The organism is Mesorhizobium sp. M7A.F.Ce.TU.012.03.2.1 (assembly GCF_004006095.1).
Taxonomy (GTDB): Bacteria; Pseudomonadota; Alphaproteobacteria; order Rhizobiales; family Rhizobiaceae; genus Mesorhizobium.
The window spans coordinates 296,727-319,229 of record NZ_CP034779.1 but is presented as its reverse complement, the minus strand read 5'-3'; the positions used below and the strand labels follow the sequence as shown (position 1 = coordinate 319,229).

Below are 22,503 nucleotides of genomic sequence, written 5' to 3'. Positions count from 1 at the left end.
CCCCTACTCCCCTACTCCCCTACTCCCCTACTGCCCTATTCCCTACACATTCAGCAACAAATACTCCCGCTCCCACGGGCTGATCACTTCCATGAAGGTCTCGAACTCCGCCCGCTTGATCGCCGCATAGGTGGCGGCGAAGGACTTGCCCAGATGCGCGCAGAGTTCCTCGTCGCCCTCGAACAGGTCGACGGCTTCGAGCAGGCCACGCGGCAGGTCGATTTCGTCGGCATTGGCGGTGGTCAGGACGGGAGGCTCGGCCTTGATCTTGTTGGTGATGCCGATCAGCCCGCAGGCAAGCGATGCCGCCAGCGCCAGATAGGGGTTGGCATCGGAGGACGGGATGCGGTTTTCGACGCGCCGTGCCGCCGGATCCGAGCGTGGCACGCGAAACGCCGTGGTGCGGTTGTCATAGCCCCATTTGTTGTTGACCGGCGCCGACGCCGCCTGTGTCAGCCGGCGGTAGGAATTGACGTAGGGCGCGAACATCACCAGCGCGTTCGGCACATGCTTCTGCATGCCGCCGATGAAGTGGAAAAAATCGTCGGTTTCCGAGCCGTCAGCGGCCGAAAAGATGTTCTGTCCGGTCTTCTTGTCGATGATCGACTGGTGGATGTGCATGGCGGAGCCGGGTTGCCCTTGGATCGGCTTGGCCATGAAGGTGGCGTAGATCTCGTGCTTCAGCGCCGCCTCGCGAATGGTGCGCTTGAACATGAACACCTGGTCGGCCAGTTCGATCGGGTCGCCGTGGCGCAGATTGATCTCCAGCTGGCCGGCGCCTTCCTCGTGGATCAGCGTGTCGATCTCCAGGCCCTGGCTTTCAGAGAAATGGTAGATGTCATCGATCAGTTCGTCGAATTCGTTGACGCCGGCGATCGAATAGCCGGCGCCGCCACCGATCGCGCGTCCCGACCGGCCGACCGGCGGGGTCAGCGGATAGTCCGGATCGGGATTCTTGCGCACCAGGTAGAACTCGATCTCGGGCGCCACCACTGGCTTCAGGCCGAGCTTGTCATAGGCGGCCACCACACGTTTCAACACATTGCGCGGCGTGAACTCGACCGAGCGTCCGTCCTGGTGGACGAGGTCGCAGATGACCGCGGCCGTCGGGTCTTCTTCCCAGGGCACCACCGTCAGCGTCGACAGGTCGGGCATGAGTTTGAGGTCGCCGTCGTCTTCCGGGTAATGGAAGCCGTTGCCATCCTCGGGGTAGCCGCCGGAAATCGTCGTCATGAAGACTGCCGACGGCAGCGCCAGCGAGGTGTTGGAGGTGAATTTCTTCGATGGCATCATTTTGCCACGCGCAACGCCTGCCTGATCGGGCGTGATGCACTCGATATCCTCGATGCCGCGCCACTCCAGCCAGGCGCTGACTTCCTTCCAGTTCTTGACGCCCCGTTGGTTTTTCACGAAGGCAGGCGTGCGGGCGCGTCCTCCGCGGCTCGACGGACGGACTTCCTTTTTTGCAGGCGGCATCATTCACCAGATTGGGTTGCGGATTGTGGAGTATAGCCGTGCCCTCCTATGGAAGGGAAGGGGAGCCGCGTCGGGCATTGGCCGGCGCGGTTGAAAATCACGCCAATCGGCCTAGTTTCGGCCGTCGCAATTCCAATCGAGGCCCAAATCTTAATCGAGAAATTGAATGCGGCCCAACGGCAGACTGACAACGATCGGATTCGATGCCGACGACACGCTGTGGCAGAACGAGCAGTTCTTCCGGCTGACGGAAAAGCGCTTTGCCGCCATGCTCGTCGACCATGGCGAAGCCGAGCATATCTCGGCACGATTGCTGGAGGTCGAAAGGCGCAACCTCGCCGTCTATGGCTTCGGCATCAAGGGATTTACCCTGTCGATGATCGAGACGGCGATCGAGGTCACGCAAGGCCGCGTGCCGGCTTCGGTCATAGCGGAGATTCTCGATGCCGGCCGCGAGATGCTGAGCCATCCGATCGAGGCCTTGCCGCACGCCCGCGAGACGGTCGAAAAGCTTGCCGGTGCATTCCGCCTCGTGCTGATCACCAAGGGCGACCTCTTCGATCAGGAGCGCAAGCTGGCTGGCTCAGGCCTTGGCGATCTGTTCGACGCGGTCGAGATCGTCAGTGACAAGAATGCAGCCACCTATAGCAGGCTCTTCAACCGCCACGGTGATGGTCCGGCGAAAAGCATGATGGTCGGCAACTCGCTGAAGTCGGATGTGGTGCCGGCCATAGAGGCCGGCGGCTGGGGTGTCCATGTGCCGCATGAACTGACATGGGTGCTGGAGCATGTCGAGGCGCCGGTAACCGAATCGAGGTTCCGCCAGATATCCGATCTCGGACAACTGCCCGGACTGATCGAAAGCATCATCGATCCGTGATCGCCGGGCCTTACCTGGTTTGCTCAATTCCGGACGGAAAACCGCCTGCGTACTTTTCCCGCAGTTGCCTTAGCGGCCGATCAGGCGATCGATCACCGGTTGCAACCGTTCGGGCGTGATCGGCTTGGCGACCACCACGTCGATGATACCAGACAGGCCCAGACTTTCCGTCGTGCCGTTCTTGGTTGACAGCAGGATTACCGGTGGCAGTGATTTGCCCGAGGCGCGGCGCAACGCGTCGATGCTGGACATCAGATTGTCGCAGTCCTTGTTGTCGGCGCCGCCGTCAAGGACAACCACACCGGGAATGAGCGACCGCAAGATCCTTGCCGCCGTGTCGGGAGATTCCGAAATCGGCTTGAGCCCGGATCGCTCGACGATCTTTGAAATCACCACGCGATTGATGGGCGATTTCCCGACGACAAGCACCTGCGACGGATCGCGGATCGCCTCGGTGGTTGAGTCGCGGGTCACCGGATTCGGATGTCTTGGAGTCTCGCCTTCGCGATTCACCGGGCACACAAGTCGGCCAAGAAGCTCGCCCCTATTTCAATGCAGAGTTGAATCCGGAGCGCAATTGGCGTGAGATCGTAGCCTGTGTCAAGTTGAAATAAAAGTGCTCGAAATCATCGCCGGGAGCAGTGAATTTCAAGCAACGCTACTGTACTCAACTGTCCACACGTGGATTTCATAAAGAGAAAATTCACCTGCGCAGGGGCTGCGCAGGTGAAGGGTCGGTTGCATGGATTTCAGTCAGCCGTGGCTCTGCTGCGTGACGATCACCGGGATCAGCAGATCGCCCCAGTTGCCGTCGCCGCCGTGATGTCGTGCCGAGCGCACGAGTTCCACCGAGACGCCCGCCTCGACCGCCTTCATCACCGACTGGTTGAGGCGGTGCAGGTCGTTGGCCAGCATGCGGATCGTCGCCTGCTGGTCGACGCTCATCGTCGTCGACTGTTCCTCGGCGCGTTCCTTGACGCGGCTTATCGATGCCATTGGTCTTCTCCTGTGTTCCCAGCCCTGTTGGGCGTTTCCTCTGTACTTTGCTGCTCGCTATTCCGCGGCCGGTTTGAACTGCGCGTGCTCGGTCGATTCATGCATGGCGGTGGTCGATGACTGGCCGCCGGTGATCGCCATCGACACGGCGTCGAAATAGCCGGTGCCGACTTCGCGCTGATGTTTGGTCGCGGTGTAGCCATCGGCCTCGGCCGCGAACTCCGCTTCCTGCAACTCGGAATAGGCCGCCATCTGCCGCGCCTTGTAGCCGCGCGCCAGTTCGAACATGCCGTAGTTGAGCTGGTGGAAGCCGGCGAGCGTGATGAACTGGAACTTGTAGCCCATCGCGCCGAGCTCCTTCTGGAACCTGGCGATCGTCGCGTCGTCGAGGTTCTTCTTCCAGTTGAACGAGGGCGAGCAATTGTAGGCGAGCAGCTTGTCGGGATGATGCTTGCGCACGCCCTCGGCGAATTTCCTGGCCTGCGTCAGGTCCGGCTTCGAGGTCTCGCACCAGATCAGATCCGCGTAAGGCGCATAGGCAATGGCGCGGGCGATGCAGGGCTCGATGCCGTTCCTGACATGGTAGAAGCCTTCCACCGTGCGCCCGGCGTCGTAGTCGACGAAAGGCTGGTCGCGTTCGTCGATGTCGGAGGTGAGCAGCTTGGCGGCTTCCGCATCGGTGCGCGCGACGACCAGGGTCGGCGTGCCCATCACGTCCGCCGCCAGGCGCGCGGCGTTGAGGTTGCGGATGTGCGCCGCGGTCGGGATCAGCACCTTGCCGCCGAGATGGCCGCATTTCTTTTCCGACGCCAACTGGTCCTCATAATGGACGCCGGCGGCGCCCGCCTCGATGAAGGCCTTCATGATTTCGAAGGCGTTGAGCGGTCCGCCGAAACCGGCTTCCGCGTCGGCGACGATCGGCGCGAACCATGTCTCGACGGAAAGCCCGTTGCCTTCGGACGTTTCGATCTGGTCGGCGCGCTGCAGCGTCCGGTTGATGCGCTTGACCAGTTCGGGCGCTGCATTGGCCGGATAGAGCGACTGGTCCGGATACATCGCGCCAGCCGTGTTGGCGTCGGCGGCAACCTGCCAGCCCGATAGGTAGATCGCTTTCAGTCCGGCGCGCACCTGCTGCATCGCCTGATTGCCGGACATGGCACCGAGCGCGTTGACGAAGTCCTCCTCATGGATGAGCTTCCACAGCCGGTTGGCACCCATTTCGGCGAGGCTCTGACGGATCTGCACCGAACCGCGCAGACGCTTCACATCCGCCGCGGAGTAGGGCCGTTCGATACCGTCGAAACGACCTTCCGGGGCCGATGGGACGAGGTTGTAAAAATCAGTCATTGGTCACTCCGAGGAATTGCTGAACTGTCTCAAGGCGTCGAGAATCTGGGGTCGTTGGGTATGACTGGATTTACATTTCTGCGCGAAATCAGCCACAAAAATCCGGGAAGCCGACGGAATATAAGAGAAAACCTGTGTTGCGTTTGACAGAGGTGCGTTGTAAATTTGTCATTATTGTAAAACGCCAGAGCCCAGAAAGTTCATGTAAATTGCTGTAAAGGACAGTCCGTGGCTGACCAGAAGATCTTCGCCGGGCCGCGCATCCGCCGCATCCGCAATGCCAAGGGCCTGACCCAGACGGCGATGGCCGAGGGCCTCGGCATTTCACCGTCCTATCTCAATCTGATCGAGCGCAACCAGCGGCCGCTGACGGTGCAGCTGATCCTCAGGCTGGCTTCCGTCTACAAGGTCGATCCACACGAACTGCAGGGCGAGGCGAGGGGATCTGTCGCTGCCTTGAAGGAAGTGTTCACCGATCCCCTGCTGGTCGGCGAGTTGCCGGGTGATCAGGAACTGATCGAGCTTGCCGAGGCCGCGCCCAACGCGTCTGCGGCGGTGATAAAACTGTTCCGCGCCTATCGCGAGCAGGCCGAGCGCCTGTCCGACCTCAACGAACTGTTGGCGCGCGAAGGTCGGGCGACGGCGCTTTCCGGCGCCCGCCTGCCGATCGACGAGGTGCACGAGATTCTCGAGCGCCGGCCGAACCATTTCGCTGCCCTCGAGGAGGAGGCCGCGGCGTTCACCTCGGTGCTCGATCCCGGCGACGATCTGTTCGGCGCGCTGAAGGCCTGGCTGAAGCGAGAATATGGCATCGTCGTCAAGGTGCTGCCGGTCGCCACCATGCCTAACTGGCGCCGCCGTTATGATCGTCATTCGCAGCGCCTGTTCCTGTCCGAACGCCTGTCGCCGTTCGACCAGTTGCGCGAAGTCGCGATGGAGGCCTGCCTGATCCGCATGACGGTCGCGGTCGCCGGCGAGATCCAGGCGCTCAAGCTGAGCACCGACGAGGCGCGCCGCCTGGCCCGCTTCGAACTTGGCCGTTATGCGGCGCATGCGCTGATGATGCCCTATCAGGCCTTTCACGCGGCTGCCGTGCGCGCCCGCTATGACATCGATGTCCTGCGTTCGCGCTTCGGCGTCTCCTTCGAACAGGCAGCCAACCGGCTGACCATGCTGCAGCGGCAGGGTGCCTCGGGGGTGCCGTTCTTCATGCTGGAGGTCGACAATGCAGGCAACCGCTTCCGCAAGGCCGGCAGCCAGGGCTTTCCACAAAGCCGCTTTGGCGGCGGCTGTCCCAAGCTGCCCGTGCATGTTGCCTTCACCCAACCTGGCCAGGTCTTCGTCGAGGCAGTGGAAATGCCCGACGGCGCCGAGTTCCTGTGCATCGCCCGCACGCTGGAAGGGCCGCAAGGCGCGTTCTCGGAACGTCCGCGCCGCACCGCATTGCTGCTTGGCTGCGATATCGGCTTTCGTGACGAAATCGTCTATGGCGCGGCATTACCCGGTGCGGCAATCACCGCAAAGGCCGGCAGTATTGCGGCGACGCCGGTCGGGCCTGCCTGCCGGCTTTGCGAACGCGTCGGCTGCCTGGCGCGCGCCGAGCCGCCGGTGACGCGCCCGCTCGGCCTCGACGAGATGGTGACGGGCCTGAGTGCCTTCGATTTCCAGTGACGACATGAGTCGGCAAGAATATCTTTCGTCCGGCGGCGAAAGCTGCGGAGTCTTCCCTAGATAATATTGCCGAGTATTGCCGATCGAAATATTGATTCGGCGTTGACGACGAGGTATCAAGACGAACTACGCAAGGCTGGGGGGCGGCGATGGGCAGGACGGTTTTTTCGCTTGGGCTGACATTTGCCCTCTCAGCTTCATCTGCATATGCAGAAAAATCCTCGGATTTCTTCAGCTCCTACAAACAGTACAATGATGCCGGCAAGGCATTCCTGGACAAGATAGATCCAAAGACCGGACCGATAGACCTCGCCGAAGGCATTCACCTCGATCTCAAGGGCAAGTTCTATTTTCTGAATAAGAAGGACGCCGTCTCGGTCCTGACCGAGGCTTGGGGTAACCCACCCGATGCCGGTTCCGACGCGATCGGCATGATCTTCCCGAGCAATTATGACCCCATCGCCGACAACAATTGGGGAATAGAGCTGCGCTGGGAAAAGATCGGTTATGTCGATGACGGCGACGCTGCCTCCATCAACTACAGCGAACTATTGAGCAGCATGAAGGCCGACACTTTGTCGGGCAACGATCAACGGGTGAAGGACGGTTTTCCGCCCGTCACGTTGATCGGTTGGGCTTCGCCGCCAGTCTATGATGCCGTCAACAAGCGTCTGCATTGGGCCAAGGAACTCCAGTTCGGAAACGACGCCGTCCACACGCTCAACTACGATGTCCGTTTCCTTGGCAGGGAGGGCGTCTTCGTGATGAGTTACATCGCCAATGTGGAGCAGTTGCCGGAGATAAAGCAGAGCCTGGATGAAGTGCTTGGCCTGGCGGGCTTCAGCACGGGCAAGAGATACACGGATTTCCTGCCCGGCACCGACACGGTCGCCGCGGTTGGGATTGGCGGCCTCATCGCCGGGAAATTGGCGGCAAAGGCTGGTCTTCTGGCGGTGGCGCTCATCGCCTTGAAGAAATTCGGCCTGATCCTGCTGATTCCGTTGGCCGGCCTTTGGCGGCTCATTCGGGGCAACAGGAACGCTTCCTCCTAGATTGGGATGATCAGCCAACCCCAGCAGGGCGAATTTGGTCCAGGCGTCTGACCAGTGCGCCAAAGGGGAACATGAAGCTGGATCACGCCCGGCCGTTGCCGACGCATTAGGCGAAAATGGCACGTCCTTGTCGCCCATCGCGCATCGTGCACCGCCGGAAACACCGACAGTGGCAGCCATGACCAATACCGCATCGCCAATCGTCGCATCGCCAGCCGTGTCGCCGCGCGAGGAACGCGTCGGCATGCTTTTGGTCTTCCTGTCGGCGCTGATGTGGAGTTTCGGCGGCACCATCGCCCGCTTCATCACCGTCGGTGACAGCTGGACGGTCATTTTCTGGCGCTCCGTCTGGGCAGCCGCCTTCCTGGTCTGCTTCATGGTCTGGCGTGACGGCTGGCGTGGCACGCGGAAGCTGTTCCGCGACATGGGTCTGCCCGGTCTTGCCGTCGGGATCTGCTTTGCCACCGCATCGACCGCCTTCGTCGTGGCGCTGGCCTACACCACCGTCGCCAACATCCTTTTGATGCAGGCAGGCGTGCCGTTGCTGGCGGCGCTGTTTGCCTGGGCGTTGTTTCGCGAAAGGGTCGGTGTCGCCACCTGGGTGGCAATCCCCGCCGTCATCACCGGCGTCGCCATCATGGTGTCGGAATCGCTGGATGGCGCCGTCTCGCCCATAGGCGATGGGCTGGCGCTGTTGATCGCGGTCATGTTCTCGGTCGCCACCGTCATCACCCGGCGGTTTTCCGGCGTGCGCATGACGCCGGCGACGTGCCTCGGCACCATGCTCGCGGCCGGCTTTGCCGTCTCGCAGGCATCGACCTTCACCGTGTCAGTCAGCGACATGGGCTTTCTGTTTGCCTTCGGCGTGGTCAATCTCGGCCTCGGTCTCGCCTTCTTCGCCACCGGCGCACGGTTGATCCCGGCGGCCATCGCGGCTCTGCTCGGCACGTTCGAGCCGATCCTCGGCCCGATATGGGTCTGGCTCATCCATTCCGAGGTGCCGTCGGGGCGCACCATCATCGGTGGCGCGGTGGTGGTCACGGCGCTGCTCGTCCATATCGGGCTCGAATTCAAGCGGCAGGCACGGCCCGAACGCGCAGGGGTCACCGGGGTGCCGTCGCCTAATTGAGGCGGCCTGCAGCTTTGCCATTGACAACGTCGCTGCAGCACGGGCAGGCTGGGAATACGGCAACAACAAGACAGGCGTATCTTGCCAAGTCTCCCAGCCGGTCCGATCGGGACCGGACCATATAGTCGTATCTCTGCCCGCGCTACGGCGAAAGCCTATGACGGTATTGGCACGCCTCCCAAGCCGCCTCAGGGGCATCCAGCCATCTCATCGAACCGCCTGAATGGTCTCGGCAGTTCGCGCTTGTCGCCCCTTGGAAAGCTCAATAGTCTGAAGAAAATGCCGGTCGCGCTGATATCGCGACGAGCCGGTGAAGGAACACTCATCAAAGGAGAATAGCATGATCCGCAAAGCGCTCTGGCTTTCGGCAACCTCGGCATTCCTGACATTGTTCACCGTCGGCGGTCACGCCGCGGATCGTGTCGTCAACGTCTTCAACTGGTCGGACTACATCGACAGTTCGATCATCGACGATTTCACCAAGGAAACCGGCATCAAGGTCGTCTACGACACCTTCGATTCCAACGAAATCCTTGAGACCAAGCTGCTTGCCGGCGGCAGCGGCTATGACGTCGTCGTGCCCAGCGGCAATTTCCTTGCGCGCCAGATCCAGGCCGGCGTGTTCCAGAAGCTCGACAAGTCGAAACTGCCCAACATTTCCAACATGTGGGACACGGTTACCGAGCGAACCGCCAAATATGACCCCGGCAACGAATACTCGGTCAACTACATGTGGGGCACGGTTGGCATCGGCTACAACATCAAGAAGGTGCAGGCGGCGCTTGGCACTGACAAGATCGACAGCTGGGACGTCTTCTTCAATCCCGATAGCCTGGCCAAATTGAAGGACTGCGGCGTCTACGTGCTGGACTCGCCGGCAGATATCATCCCGGCGGCGTTGAAATATCTCAACCTCGACCCGAACGGCACGTCACCCGATGATATCGCCAAGGCCGAGGAGACCTTGCTCAAGGTGCGGCCTTACATCAGGAAGTTCCATTCCTCCGAATACATCAACGCGCTCGCCAACGGTGATATCTGCCTGGCGGTCGGCTGGTCGGGTGACGTGTTCCAGGCCCGCAACCGCGCGGTCGAGGCCAAGCAGGGCGTCGAAATCGGCTATTCCGTGCCGAAGGAGGGCGCGCAGATGTGGTTCGACCAGATGGCGATCCCCGCCGACGCACCGCATGTCGCGGAGGCGCTCGAGTTCATCAACTACATGATGAAGCCGGAAGTCATCGCCAAGTCGTCGAACTACGTGCTCTACGCAAACGGCAACAAGGCTTCGCAGCAATTCGTCGACAAGGCATTGTTGGAGGATCCTTCGGTTTATCCCGATGCCGAGACCATAAAGAAGCTCTACACCGTCTCGCCATACGATCCCAAGACCCAGCGCGTCATCACGCGCACCTGGACCAAGATCGTCACTGGCCAGTAAGCAATCCGACACGGTCCCGGCAGCCACCTGCCGGGACCGTTTCTACCTGGGGCAAGAAGCAAGAAAATCAGGACGGAGTGGGATATGAAATCGCTTGGCAGCATCCGCAGGGATTTTGCACCGTGGAACGACCCGAATGCCAAGCCGTACATCCAGTTCGACAACGTCACCAAGAAGTTCGGTGACTTCACCGCCGTCAACAATCTGTCTCTGACCATCTTCGAGCGCGAGTTCTTCGCGCTGCTCGGCGCCTCCGGTTGCGGAAAGTCGACGCTGCTCAGGATGCTCGCCGGCTTCGAGGAGCCGACAGCCGGCCGCATTCTGCTTGACGGCCAGGATCTGCGTGGCATCCCGCCCTACCGGCGGCCTGTCAACATGATGTTCCAGTCCTATGCGCTGTTCCCGCATATGACGGTCGAGAACAACATCGCCTTCGGCCTCAAGCAGGACGGCATGCCGAAGCCCGAAATCGCATCGCGCGTTGCCGAGATGCTGAAGCTGGTCAAACTCGAGCAGTTCGCCAAGCGCAAGCCGCACCAACTATCCGGCGGCCAGCGCCAGCGCGTCGCGCTCGCCCGCTCGGTCGCCAAGCGGCCGAAGGTGCTGCTGCTCGACGAGCCGCTCGGCGCGTTGGACAAGAAGCTGCGCGAAGAGACGCAATTCGAACTGATGGATTTGCAGCAGAACCTCGGCCTGACCTTCGTCGTCGTCACCCACGACCAGGAAGAGGCGATGACCATGGCCGATCGCATCGCCATCATCGACAAGGGCGAGGTGATGCAGGTGGCAACGCCGGCCGAAGTCTACGAGGCGCCCGGATCGCGCTTCGTCGCCGGCTTCGTCGGCAATGTGAACATGTTCGAGGGCAAGATTGCGCGTGGCGAGGCCGGCAGCGCCAGCATCGATGCCGGCAATGGCCTCACCATCCGCACCGACAATGCCGGCGCCGCCGGCGCCGGGACGGCCGTCACCTTCGCCATCAGGCCCGAAAAGATCAAGGTGTCGTCGAAGAAGCCGGCCGAGGCGGTCAACGCCATCGAGGGCGAGGTCTACGACATCGCCTATCTCGGCGACATGACCGTCTACCATGTCAGGCTGGACGACGGCCAGGTGGTGCGCGCGAGCACCATGAATGCGGCCCGCATCACCGAGGATCCGTTGAGCTGGAACGACCGCGCCTGGGTTTCCTTCCGGCCCGATGCCGGCGTCGTGCTGACGCGGTAGGGGCGACCATGTCGAGCGCTGCCGTCACCACCTCATCAGCCTCTCCGGCATCCAATGCCGGCAGATCCCTCCTTGCCAGGCTGGGTGCTGCCTTCGTTGGCCGACTGGTCATCATCATCCCGTATGTCTGGCTGCTGTTCTTCTTCCTCATTCCGTTCGTCATCGTCTTCAAGATCTCGCTGTCGCAGACGGCGATCGCCATTCCGCCCTATACGCCGGCGCTCGATTTCAGCGGCGGCATTTCCGGGTTCCTGGCTCAGCTGAAGCAACTCAGCCTCGACAATTACGCCTGGCTGACGCAGGACGCCCTCTACTTCAACGCCTATGTAACCAGCGTCATCATCGCCGCGGTCTCGACGGTCCTGACATTGCTCGTCGGCTACCCCATCGCCTATGGCATGGCGCGCGCGCCGGCGACGATCCGCCCGACCTTGCTGATGCTGGTGATCCTACCGTTCTGGACCTCGTTCCTGATCCGGGTCTACGCCTGGATCGGCATTCTCAAGCCCGAAGGGCTGCTCAATCAGTTGCTGCTCGCCACCGGCGTCATCCACCAGCCGCTGATCATCCTCAACACCTATACGGCGATCTTCATCGGCATCGTCTATTCCTACCTGCCGTTCATGGTGTTGCCGCTCTATTCCGCGCTTGAGAAGATGGACTATTCGCTGATCGAGGCAGCCAAGGATCTCGGCTGTCCGCCGACAAGTGCGTTCTGGAAGATCACCTTCCCGCTGTCGCTGCCCGGCGTCATCGCCGGCTGTCTGCTGGTGTTCATTCCGGCCGTCGGCGAGTTCGTCATTCCCGATCTGCTCGGCGGCTCGCAGACGCTGATGATCGGCAAGACGTTGTGGAACGAGTTCTTCGCCAATCGCGACTGGCCGGTATCGTCGGCCGTTGCCGTCATCCTGCTGTTGCTGCTGATCGTGCCGATCATGCTCTTCCAGCGGGCCCAGGCGCGCGCTCAGGAAATGGACAGGTGACCTCATGAACGCCACCTGGAGCCGCTTCAACATCACTTCGATCGTGCTTGGCTTTGCCTTTCTCTATCTGCCGATCGTGCTGCTCATCGTCTTCTCGTTCAACGAGTCGAAACTGGTTACGGTCTGGGGCGGTTTCTCGACCAAATGGTACGTCTCGCTGTTCCACAATCAGGGCCTCATGGACGCGACCTGGGTGACGGCGCGCGTTGGCCTGATCTCGGCCACGGTAGCGACCGTTCTCGGCACGCTGGCGGCACTCACCTTGACCCGCTACACGCGCTTCAAGGGCAGGGTGCTGTTCTCCGGCATGGTCTTTGCGCCGCTGGTCATGCCGGAAGTCATCACCGGCCTGTCGCTGCTGCTGCTCTTTGTCGCCGTCGGGCTCGACCGCGGCTTCCTCACCGTGACGCTCGCCCACATCACGCTGACCATGTGCTTCGTCGCCGTGGTCGTGCAGTCGCGCCTTATGACCTTCGACCGCTCGCTGGAAGAAGCCGCGATGGATCTTGGCGCAACGCCGGTGAAGACCTTCTTCCAGATCACATTGCCGGTCATCATGCCGGCGATCGTCTCCGGCTGGATGCTGGCTTTCACGCTTTCGCTCGACGATCTGGTCATCGCAAGCTTCACCTCCGGGCCGGGCGCGACGACGCTGCCGATGAAGATCTACAGCCAGGTTCGCCTCGGCGTGACGCCGGAAATCAACGCTGCCTGCACCATCCTGATCGCTGTCGTGGCGATTGGCGTCATCATCGCCTCGCTTGCCAACAAGCGGCGTGAGGTGCAGCGCCAGCTCGACGAGCAGGCGGCGCAGCGCGGGTGAAAGACAGGAGGCGCAGTGGCGGCCTATTCCCCCGAAACGCCGCGGCTGATCGGGGAAATGAACGGCGTGCTCCAGGTTCCGCCGACGAAGAACGATGACTGGTTGGGACCTTGCTGGCCGTTGGCCTGCGTTGCCGCCTGGTCAGGCTGAATGACGCCGCCGGACAAGGCCAGTCCGCGCCCGGCGTAGGACGCGATGCCGGACAGCCAGATCTTGTACTTCGCTGAATTGGCCTCGGCCTTGTCGATCCGCGCCACGCCCTTCGAAATGGTGGCCTTGATCTCGGCGCCGTCGATCGGCAATGTTCCGTCGGAGACGTCGTCGAGCGCGAAGAAGCCGCCCTGTTCGGTATGTTTGAGGAAGGCCGGCAGGTTGAGCTTGCTCAACGCACCCGGCCCGAAGGTCGCCGAGACCGAGCCGTCGGCATTGTCGAAGATGGAATCCCAGGTTCTGCCCGGCCCCTTGAGGATCACCGAGACGGTGCCCGTGCCGACCGGCACCAGCCGCGTCATCCCTGCCGCCGTGCCGAACGCACCGCCGTCGATGTCGGACGCCAGAAGGCGGATTTCGACCTGCGAGCCCTCCGGCTTGCGATCGAAGCGAAGGCTGGTCTGGATGTTGCCGCCGAAGGCCGAGGCATCGGAGATGTCGAATACCGACAGACCATCCTTGACCTGGGCGGTGGCGGCGACATCGGCGAGCTGGATAGGTCCCGCCGTGGCGTGGGCTGCCGACAGCCTCAGATCGAGATTGATCTTGTCGGCGAAACTTGTGTCGATTTCGCCGGGTCCCGCCCCTCCGGTCGGCACCAGCGGGGTGAAGGCCGAAAGAAACGATCTGAGGTCGAGCGTGTCGAAGGCGAGCGTACCGGAGATCACAGGTTGTGCGCCAAGCGAGAGGTCCAGTGCACCCATCCCCGGATTGTTGTCGAGTGCAATTGCCGTGTTGTCGAACTTGACGCGCCCGCCCGTCGCGGTGATCTTGCTCGAAATGCTGACCGAGCCGATCGCCGCACCCGGAGCGATGCCGGCCTGCGACCATTCCAGGACACGCCGCAGCGAGGGTGCCGAGAACTTCGCCTGACCGTCGAAATAGGTATTTTCAGACATGCTGGCCGTGCCGTCGAACGAGAAGGTGGCGGGCGCCGCCTTGAAGGACAGCGTCAGCGGCGCCGTGCCGCCGGCAAACAGCACAAGTGGTCTGGCCGAGGCGACGTCCAGCGCGACGCTTTCGCCCCGCCAGATCCCTGTTGCCGACAGCGTCGCATTGCTGTTCATCGCCGCCCAATTCGCCTGACCGTTTAAACTGCTCAGGATCTCGACGTCCTTGCCGCCGATGGACGCTACCATTCGGCCGTCGCGAAACTCGACCGTGCCGAAGGTGTCGGTAGGCAGCTTGTCGAGGTCCGGCTTGGCGGGGTCGGCATTGACCACGCCGCGCGCCGTGTCGATGGAACGCGTGATGCGCCCGCCAGTGGGGACAGCGGGCAGGAAAAGGCCGGCAGGCGTGCGCTGGACCCGGATCGTCGGCCGCACCAGCCGCGCCGTCGAAAACACCACGTCGCCGCGCAGCGCCGCCATGGCGGAAAGGTCGACCTCGACCCGTTCTGCCTCGACCACAGGCGGCGCCTCGGTGTCGGTCCATTGTGAAAGCGTCACATCGGTCAGGATTGCCCGGAATGTCGGCCAGACCTCGATGCGCGGCGAACCGTCGATGGCGACCCGGAAGCCGCTCCACGCGCTCATTTCCCAGGCGATGCGGTCGCGCACGATACGGGTGGAGGCAATCAGCGGCAGGGCGGCAACGACCAGCGCGACGACGATCACGGCAGCGCCGATCGCCCATATTCCGCGCCGGATCATAGATGATGGCATATGGCCCCGTATGCTTCCATTCCGACAAATCGCCCGGCGGGTGTAACCCCGGTCGTCACCACGACCCCAGTCGTCACCACGACCCCAGTCGTCACCACGACCCCCAGTCGTCACCACGACTTCAAGTTGTCACTACGACTTAGGGCTGAGGCATTTCAAGTCTTTATGGCCCGGCGATGGCATTTGCGCACATCTGGTCGCATCAGCCGAACAAAATCTTGCTCTGCTGCGCTGCGATATGCATAAGCGATGGCGACCGTGGAGGAACGATCATGGCTGCCGGACAACCGCTCTGGACCCCGACGCAAGACCAGATTGACGCAGCACCCTTGACCGCCTTCACCAAGGCCGCCGGAGTGAAAGCCGGCGTAGCGTTTTCCTCGTATTCGCAGCTTCATGCCTGGTCGGTCGAGGACCGTGAGGGGTTCTGGAGCCTGATCTGGGATTTCTGCGGCATCGTCGGCGACAAGGGCGATAACCTGCTCGTCGACGGCGACAAGATGCCCGGCGCTTCTTTCTTTCCCGATGCGACACTGAATTTCGCCGAGAATCTGCTGAAGAAGACCGGCTCAGGCGACGCAATCGTGTTTCGCGGCGAAGACAAGGTCGAGCGCCGGCTGTCCTGGAACGCGTTGCACGCGCTGACCTCGCGGCTGCAGCAGCTTTTCCTGTCGCTCAAGGTGAAGAAGGGCGACCGCATCGCCGCCATGATGCCCAACATGCCGGAGACCGTCGCCGCCATGCTGGCCGCCGCCTCGATCGGCGCGGTTTGGTCGTCCTGCTCTCCCGATTTCGGCGAGCAGGGCGTGCTCGACAGGTTCGGCCAGATCGAGCCCGTCGTCTTCATCGCGCCGGATGGCTATTGGTACAATGGCAAGGCGATCGAAGTCGCCGACAAGATCGCCGCGGTCGCGGCCAAGCTCGGCACTGTCCGCAAGATTCTGGTCGTCGATTATCTCGGCACATCGAGCGATGTCGCCGGGGCCATCGACAAGGCGGTAGCGCTGGAAGAGGCGCTGTCGCCCTTCGTCGGCAAGCCCGTTGCCTTCGAGCCGCTGCCGTTTTCGCATCCGCTCTACATCCTGTTTTCGTCGGGAACGACCGGCATTCCCAAATGCATCGTCCATTCGGCCGGCGGCACGCTGATCCAGCATGTCAAGGAACACCGGCTGCATGCCGGTCTCACCGATGGCGACCGCTTCTTCTACTTCACCACCTGCGGCTGGATGATGTGGAACTGGCTGGTGTCGGGGCTCGCTTCGGGGGCCACGTTGCTGCTCTATGACGGTTCGCCCTTCTACCCCGACGGCAATGTGCTGTTCGATTTCGCCGATGCCGAGAAGATGACGTTCCTCGGCACCTCGGCCAAGTTCATCGATTCCGTGCGCAAGGCCGGCCTCAAGCCGATCCGCACGCATGATCTGGCCACGGTGCGGGCAATCTCCTCCACCGGCTCGCCGCTGTCGCCGGAAGATTTCCGCTTCGTTTATGACGGCATCAAGAAGGACGTGCATCTGGCCTCGGTCTCCGGCGGCACCGACATCGTCTCCTGCTTCGTGCTCGGCGTGCCGACGCAGCCTGTCTGGACCGGCGAGATCCAGGGACCCGGCCTTGGCCTTGCGGTCGATGTCTGGGACGATGACGGCAGGCCGGTCCGGCAGGAGAAGGGCGAGTTGGTCTGCACCAAGGCTTTTCCGGCGATGCCGATCGGCTTCTGGAACGACCCCGAGGGCAAGAAGTACCGGGCGGCCTATTTCGAGCGCTTCGACAATGTCTGGTGTCACGGCGATTTCGCCGAATGGACCGCGCATGGCGGCCTGATCATCCATGGCCGCTCCGACGCCACGCTCAACCCGGGCGGCGTGCGCATCGGCACGGCGGAGATCTACAACCAGGTCGAACAGATGCCGGAGATTCTGGAAGCACTGTGCATCGGCCAGGACTTCGACAACGACGTGCGCGTCGTCCTGTTCGTGCGCCTGGCCGCCGGCGCGCAGCTCGACGAAAATCTGGAAAAACGCATCCGCGCCAAGATCCGCAGTGGCGCCAGTCCCCGCCATGTCCCGGCCAGGATCGTTGCCGTGTCGGATATTCCCCGCACCAAGTCGGGTAAGATCACCGAACTCGCGGTGCGCGACGTGGTGCACGGCCGCGCCATCAAGAACAAGGAAGCGCTCGCCAACCCGGAAGCGCTCGACCTGTTCAAGAACCTGCCGCAGCTGGCCGAGTAGCTGCTACTGCATGTCGCTCAAAAGTGGTCCGGTTTTGAGACAACGACATGCATGAAAAAGGCCTTTCCGGCATGGTTAACGAAATATCTCGCTAGAATTTACCTAGATTTCATGAGTGGTACACATTCGTAAATTTTCCGGCACTCCGGTAAGGAGTTGTTAAGGTCCGGCGTCGATAGTCGCAGGTAACTTGAGGGAGAAATCCCGTTCCTCAGCCCCGAGGATCCGAATTCGCTCAAGCCCCCGTTGTGACAGCAATCCCATCTCTTAAGGCGCCCTTTGGGCGCCTTTTCTTTTTATCGGGACCGAACCGCGGAGAGGGCTGATCTATTCCGCGAGCACACGGGTCGACGGAAAAGCGACCTCGACCAGAGTGCCTTCGCCCGGTGTCGAATTGATGGTGAACCGGGCACGGTTGGCTTCCACCATCGCTTTGGTCAACGGCAGTCCAAGCCCGGTACCGTCACCGCGTCCGCGCTTCAGCGCGTTGATCTGCTTGAACGGCTTTAGCGCCTGCTCGATCTCGGCATGGCTCATGCCGATGCCGGTGTCGCGCACCCGCATGACGACGTCGCCCGACGTCTCATAGGCGGTCGAGACGATCACCTGGCCGCCGGCCTGGGTGTAACGGATGGCATTCGACAGGATGTTGAGCGCGATCTGGCGCACGCTGCGCAGGTCCGCCACCACTTCCGGCAGCCGCGAAGCGAAGCTGGAGCGGATGATGACCCGTTCGCGGTTGGCCTGCGGCTGCATCATCGCCACCGTCTCGGCCAGCGTGTCGTTGAGCGACACCGCTTCATAGGCCATCTCCTGCTGGCCGGCCTCGATCTTGGAGATGTCGAGCAGGTCGTTGACCAGATCGAGCACATGATTGCCCGAGCGGTTGATATCGCGCAGATAGTCGCGGTAGCGATCGTTGGCGACAGGTCCGAACTTCTCGTCGACCATCAATTCCGAAAAACCGATGATGGCATTGAGCGGGGTGCGGATCTCGTGGCTGATGCGGGCCAGGAAATCGGTCTTCTGCGAGGACGCGCGCTCGGCCACCGCACGTGCCTGCGTCAAGTCCTCTTCGGCCCGCTTCCACTGCGTGATGTCGCGAACGACGGCGCAGAAGCCGCTGTCGTTGGGCAGCCGACCGATGGTCATGAACAGCGGAATGAAGCGGCCTTGCGACTCGCGCCCGATCACCTCGCGGCCGTCGTTCATGACACTCGCCACGCCGGGCTCGGACAGTCCGTTGAGATAGTCGCGCGCCGCGCGCTGGCTTTCGATCGCAAACAGCGAGGCGAACGGCTTGCCGGTCACATCGTCGCTGTCGAAGCCGAACAGCGCTTCCGCAGGCCGGCTGATCGATCGGATGGTGCCGTCACGGCCGATCAACACGACGCCGTCGGTGGCGGTGTCGATAATGGTGCGCATCTCGGCGATGCGCGCCTTGAGTTCGGAAATATCCGGCTGCGTCTGCTCGTCGCCAACCACATGCAGGCTCGCCGGCGCATCATCCTCGCCGGAGCGTCGCACGACCAGCATCAGCGCCTTGCCGTCGCGCCAGGGGACCGAGCGCAAAATGGCCTCGATCGGGAATTCCTGTCCGTCACGCGTTTTCAGCCGCAGCGCGCGATCGGTGCCGTCGGAAACGCCGTCGTCGGCATAGGGGTCGGCAAACAACGCGCCGAGGCCGCCGGCATCCGCCAGATCGTCAAGCGCCTCGTAACCCGTCAGGCTGAGGAATTCCTCATTCGCATAGTGCAACCGGTCCCCGGAATGGATGAGCAGCGGCACGGGCAGCTTGCCGAGCAGCGACGTGTCCGGAGCCTTGTGTTCATCTCCGGCGGAAAACGCCGACGGCACGAACCCTTCGGCCTTGAGCGGCGGAACCTGCAGGCGAGGGCGCTCGAGGGGTATTTCCGCAGAGTCGCCTGCGGTTTCCTCGCCAACCGTCTGCTCGTCGGGCGACGCGGCTTCCTCGTCGGGCTGCGCCCAATCCTCATTGTCTTCGGCATCGCGAAAATCCGCCGACGTCATGCTGTCGTCATCGAGGCTATCATGTGTCGCGTCAGTGGCTTCAGGCTCTTCGCCGGGCGAAACGGCAGCTGTGTTCTCTGGTTCCGCCGCCACGGGGCCACGTTCGTCATCTTGGCCGGCATAGTCGAGCAACGAGCCCGTCACATTCACCCCCGAGCGGGCGTCACGAGGGGCTTCGTCCGCGTGACCGTCAAGCCGTGCCAGATCCCGCTCGTCTTCGGCATCGACATCGGATGCCTCGACCGGTTCGTTCTCTGGCCCTGACGCAGGGATGCCGTCGGTGCGCATCGGGTCGTCGGACGCATTGACCGGAGCCTCGGTCTCCGCTGCCGATGCCTCCACAGTCTCGGTCTCTGGCGGCCCGACCGGAGCGCTATCCTTCTTCAGCCGCTCGCCGATTTCGCGGAACGCGCTGCGTTCCAGGGTCGACAGGCCCTTGTCGTTGGCAGGCTGGCGATGTTCGGCGAGCCGGATCACCTTATCGGCAAAGCGCCGCTCCTGTTTCGGCACGATGGTCAACGCCGGCACCTCGCCCTTGAACGGATCCGATGCCTGCGTGTCCTCGGTCTTGGGCTCTTCGGCGTTCGGCTGTTCGGGCGCGGGTTGGATGATTTGCGGTTCCGGCGTTGCCGGCGCCTGGCTATTGGGCACCAGCGCCATGCCGATGGCCTCCGGATCGACGACCGCGTCGCTGGCGCGGGCGACGCCGAAGCCGCGGAAACCCTCGAAGGCGCGGCTGCGGCCATAGACAGGCAGCGCCGCCAGGTCGACCGGTATCTTCAGATCGGTGCCGACGACCGGCCACAGCACGGAGCGCCCGGACCAGGTATCGCGCCGTTCGAGGAGCCCTGATATCTCGCCGGAGGGGTCGAGGCCGAATGTAGCGGCGACATCCCTGAAGCGGCGGCCGATCACGTCGGCCGCCGGCTTGCCAACGATGTCGGCGAATTCCGGCGACAGCGCGCTGAACTTGCCTTCGGCATCGGTGCGCCAGACGAAACGCACCGGCGCCGCTGCGCGGTCTATCGCCGAGACGGTCGTCGGCGTGGCCGTGGACTGGACTTCCAGGGCGGCCGGCTCTTGAGGCGCTTCAGGTCCGGACGCGGCAGGTCGCGGCGCCTGTTGCCCTCCGTCTTCGCCGGCGTTGAAGTACCAATGGTCGTGCTGCGCGGGCATGCGCTCTGCTGCCGGCCGATCGCTGTTGGCCGCCGTCGGCGCCTGTCCGATCGCATCGGCGATCTCATGCTGCTGCGATGCGGCGATGTCGCCGGCCGGCTGCGAGGCGCTCGGTTCGTCGGCCGGTGCCTCGCGACCCTGTTCCGGCTGGGAAGCCGCGTCGCCAGCAGGTGCCGTCTCGGCAATGGTTTGCGTAGGATGTTCGCCCGCAGGGGCTGTGTCGTCGAGCTGGTCCTCGTCGATCACCACCAGCAGATGCCGCTCCTCGGTCAATCTTGCCAGCCCTGCCGGGTAGGAGGCCGTGCCGCCGGGGACAAGGCGCTTGACGATGCGGTCGCTCTCGGCTGCGACGTCGGCGACCAGTGCCGCCAGCGTCTCCGGGAGGATGCCCAGTGCCGAAAATCCTTCCGAGGCCGCCTCGACGTTGCCCCCGGCATCGACAAAGGCGATGAAATGACCATCCTCGGTGAGGCCGCTAATGGCGCGCGCGGCGATTTCGCCGGCACTGCGTGACCCGGTCTGAGCCGCCGGCACTGCCAGCATGATCGCCTTTTCGGCGTCCGGCATGGTCACCGCACTGGCCAGGAAGCCGACGGCGCGGCTGGTCATGCCGGTCGCCAGCCGCACCATGATGGCGCGGTCACTGCCAATCTCGGGAAATCCGCTGGTCGCCATGATCTGGCGCCTGGCGATCACGGGCAACTGCGCCGAGGCGCCGATGATCGCCTCGATGTCGGGATAACCGAACATCGCGGCTCCTGGCCCGTTGGCCCAGATCACCTGCTCCAGATCCGCCGACAGGATCGCGATCGCGTCGCCTGCCGCAAAGCGCTGGCGGACCGCGTCGAGCACGGCGACATCGAGGAAGGAATATTCGGACGGCATGCGCTTGGCGGACCTCACGGAGCGGCGATTTTGCAGTTAACGCTTTGTTAATAAAAGCCGGAGGCGCGAAGGTCCACAAGCCAGAACGTGCAAAGGCTTGAATCTGGGCTCTTGGTTAACGGCCCAAAAGAAATTTATGGTGCACTGCAACAAACATATTGCAACGCACAAAATTTGCCTTTATATTGCCATCATACAGGAACGAGACGGCTTTCTGTCAAAGCCGCTGCCGCTGAAAAGGATGGAAAATGTCCAGGACCAAGACCGCCGAGACGATCGAAAACGTTGAATTCCCGAGCTTCGACGCTTCCAAGGCCACCGACCAGATGCGCGCCTTCGCCGAAAAGGGCGTTGAGCAGTCGAAAGAGGCCTATGCCAAGCTGAAGACCGGCGCCGAGGAGACCCAGAAGGCTCTGGAGTCGACCTACGAGACCGCCAAGACCGTTTCCAACGACCTGTCGCTCAAGACCATCTCCGCTTTGCGTGCCAATGCCGAGGCCGGCTTTTCCCACCTCGAAGCCCTGATCGGCGCCAAGTCGCTGTCGGAAGTCGTCGAGCTGCAGACCGCCTTCCTGCGCAAGCGCGTCGAATCGACCGTCGAGCAGGCCAAGGACTTCCAGGCCGTTGCCTCCAAGGCGGCCGAGGACGTCTCCAAGCCGATCAAGACCGCCTTCGAGAAGGCGATGAAGGAAATCAAGGTTGCCTAACATTTGCGCATGATCTGAAGATGCAACAAAAGGTCGCATTTTCTTAAAAACGATCAGGTGTATGATAGCAGCCATCAAGGAATACCCGGTGAGTGGAACCTCCTCCCTCTGCTCCCCGGGGTGACCAGCCAGCACCTCCTCCCGCTGGCTCGTAACAGGAAAAGGCCGGCACCTCCTCCCGCCGGCCTTTTTCTTTGTCCGTCGCCCGGCCGTTGCCTGCGCCTTCTTGCTGGGCAAATGCCGCGTCGATGTGGGGAAGTGACCTTTGCTTTCCAAAAGCCTTGAATTAGAATCCATAAGCCCGTAAGGACGCATCGCCGAACGACAGAGCGGGCGGATGAGTTTCTGTTTCGATCCGCTCAGGCAACGTGCCGTTGTAGCTCAGATGGTTAGAGCGCCGGATTGTGGATCCGGAGGTCGCTGGTTCGATCCCAGCCAACGGTACCACTGGATTTTCCGCTAAATCATTGAGTCTGTTATAGAATTTGTAACATCTGGGGATCGGTCTTGCGGCTATTTCCTATTTTGTGTTACATATTTTGCAACGGAGAGGCGATCATTTCCATTACTACCGTTGTCT

Annotated in this window: 16 protein-coding genes and 1 tRNA gene; 11 read left to right on the top strand and 6 right to left on the bottom strand. The window is 62.3% G+C overall.

Going from position 1 to position 22,503, the window contains the following annotated elements; all coding sequences use genetic code 11:
• Nucleotides 1-42: 42 nt before the first annotated feature.
• On the bottom strand, nucleotides 43-1,479 hold the full coding sequence (locus EJ079_RS01580; RefSeq protein ID WP_027035719.1) for a glutamine synthetase family protein: 1,437 nt from the start codon (nucleotides 1,477-1,479) through the stop codon (nucleotides 43-45).
• 163 nt (nucleotides 1,480-1,642) lie between these two features.
• Between EJ079_RS01580 and EJ079_RS01575 the strand changes: the two genes are divergently transcribed.
• Nucleotides 1,643-2,356, top strand: coding sequence for an HAD family hydrolase (locus EJ079_RS01575; RefSeq protein WP_127807878.1), 714 nt, complete (start codon nucleotides 1,643-1,645; stop codon nucleotides 2,354-2,356).
• A gap of 69 nt (nucleotides 2,357-2,425) precedes the next feature.
• Here EJ079_RS01575 and EJ079_RS01570 read toward each other — a convergent pair whose 3' ends face one another.
• The 3 genes from EJ079_RS01570 to aceA all read right to left on the bottom strand — a co-directional run bounded on the left by EJ079_RS01570 (nucleotide 2,426) and on the right by aceA (nucleotide 4,699).
• On the bottom strand, nucleotides 2,426-2,830 hold the full coding sequence (locus tag EJ079_RS01570) for a response regulator (RefSeq protein ID WP_245463682.1): 405 nt from the start codon (nucleotides 2,828-2,830) through the stop codon (nucleotides 2,426-2,428).
• Between the two features lie 279 nt (nucleotides 2,831-3,109).
• Entirely contained in the window at nucleotides 3,110-3,352 is a 243-nt protein-coding gene (locus EJ079_RS01565) for a hypothetical protein (protein ID WP_006202762.1), read from the bottom strand.
• 57 nt (nucleotides 3,353-3,409) lie between these two features.
• Nucleotides 3,410-4,699 carry an isocitrate lyase gene (gene aceA, locus EJ079_RS01560; RefSeq protein ID WP_127268366.1) on the bottom strand — a complete coding sequence of 430 codons (1,290 nt, stop codon included), beginning with the start codon at nucleotides 4,697-4,699 and terminating at the stop codon, nucleotides 3,410-3,412.
• Between the two features lie 228 nt (nucleotides 4,700-4,927).
• Between aceA and EJ079_RS01555 the strand changes: the two genes are divergently transcribed.
• The 7 genes from EJ079_RS01555 (at nucleotide 4,928) to EJ079_RS01525 (ending at nucleotide 13,019) form a co-directional block, all read left to right on the top strand.
• Nucleotides 4,928-6,370, top strand: coding sequence for an XRE family transcriptional regulator (locus tag EJ079_RS01555; RefSeq protein ID WP_127807877.1), 1,443 nt, complete (start codon nucleotides 4,928-4,930; stop codon nucleotides 6,368-6,370).
• Between the two features lie 149 nt (nucleotides 6,371-6,519).
• Nucleotides 6,520-7,422, top strand: coding sequence for a DUF2167 domain-containing protein (locus tag EJ079_RS01550; protein ID WP_127807876.1), 903 nt, complete (start codon nucleotides 6,520-6,522; stop codon nucleotides 7,420-7,422).
• A gap of 178 nt (nucleotides 7,423-7,600) precedes the next feature.
• On the top strand, nucleotides 7,601-8,551 hold the full coding sequence (locus tag EJ079_RS01545; protein ID WP_127807875.1) for a DMT family transporter: 951 nt from the start codon (nucleotides 7,601-7,603) through the stop codon (nucleotides 8,549-8,551).
• A 340-nt stretch (nucleotides 8,552-8,891) separates the two neighbouring features.
• Nucleotides 8,892-9,989 (top strand): polyamine ABC transporter substrate-binding protein, encoded by a 1,098-nt coding sequence (locus tag EJ079_RS01540; protein WP_127807874.1) that lies wholly within the window; start codon nucleotides 8,892-8,894, stop codon nucleotides 9,987-9,989.
• Nucleotides 9,990-10,073: 84 nt separating this feature from the next.
• Entirely contained in the window at nucleotides 10,074-11,213 is a 1,140-nt protein-coding gene (locus EJ079_RS01535) for an ABC transporter ATP-binding protein (RefSeq protein WP_127397456.1), read from the top strand.
• Between the two features lie 8 nt (nucleotides 11,214-11,221).
• Nucleotides 11,222-12,196, top strand: coding sequence for an ABC transporter permease subunit (locus tag EJ079_RS01530; protein ID WP_127397455.1), 975 nt, complete (start codon nucleotides 11,222-11,224; stop codon nucleotides 12,194-12,196).
• Between the two features lie 4 nt (nucleotides 12,197-12,200).
• Nucleotides 12,201-13,019 (top strand): ABC transporter permease subunit, encoded by an 819-nt coding sequence (locus EJ079_RS01525; RefSeq protein ID WP_013530251.1) that lies wholly within the window; start codon nucleotides 12,201-12,203, stop codon nucleotides 13,017-13,019.
• 23 nt (nucleotides 13,020-13,042) lie between these two features.
• Here EJ079_RS01525 and EJ079_RS01520 read toward each other — a convergent pair whose 3' ends face one another.
• Complete coding sequence (locus tag EJ079_RS01520) at nucleotides 13,043-14,893, bottom strand: AsmA family protein (protein ID WP_127327951.1); 1,851 nt, start codon at nucleotides 14,891-14,893, stop codon at nucleotides 13,043-13,045.
• Nucleotides 14,894-15,165: 272 nt separating this feature from the next.
• Here EJ079_RS01520 and EJ079_RS01515 point away from each other — a divergent pair, with 272 nt between their 5' ends.
• Nucleotides 15,166-17,124: an acetoacetate--CoA ligase gene (locus EJ079_RS01515; protein WP_127807873.1), complete on the top strand. Its 1,959-nt coding sequence runs from the start codon at nucleotides 15,166-15,168 to the stop codon at nucleotides 17,122-17,124.
• A 327-nt stretch (nucleotides 17,125-17,451) separates the two neighbouring features.
• Here EJ079_RS01515 and EJ079_RS01510 read toward each other — a convergent pair whose 3' ends face one another.
• Nucleotides 17,452-21,216: a PAS domain S-box protein gene (locus EJ079_RS01510; protein WP_127807872.1), complete on the bottom strand. Its 3,765-nt coding sequence runs from the start codon at nucleotides 21,214-21,216 to the stop codon at nucleotides 17,452-17,454.
• 248 nt (nucleotides 21,217-21,464) lie between these two features.
• On the opposite strand from EJ079_RS01510, the gene EJ079_RS01505 reads away from it, so the two are divergent.
• Both EJ079_RS01505 and EJ079_RS01500 read left to right on the top strand, forming a co-directional pair.
• A complete protein-coding gene (locus tag EJ079_RS01505) occupies nucleotides 21,465-21,923 on the top strand; it encodes a phasin (RefSeq protein ID WP_127327947.1) in 459 nt (152 codons plus the stop codon).
• Nucleotides 21,924-22,293: 370 nt separating this feature from the next.
• Nucleotides 22,294-22,370: transfer RNA gene (locus EJ079_RS01500), tRNA-His, on the top strand.
• The last annotated feature ends 133 nt before the right edge of the window (nucleotides 22,371-22,503 follow it).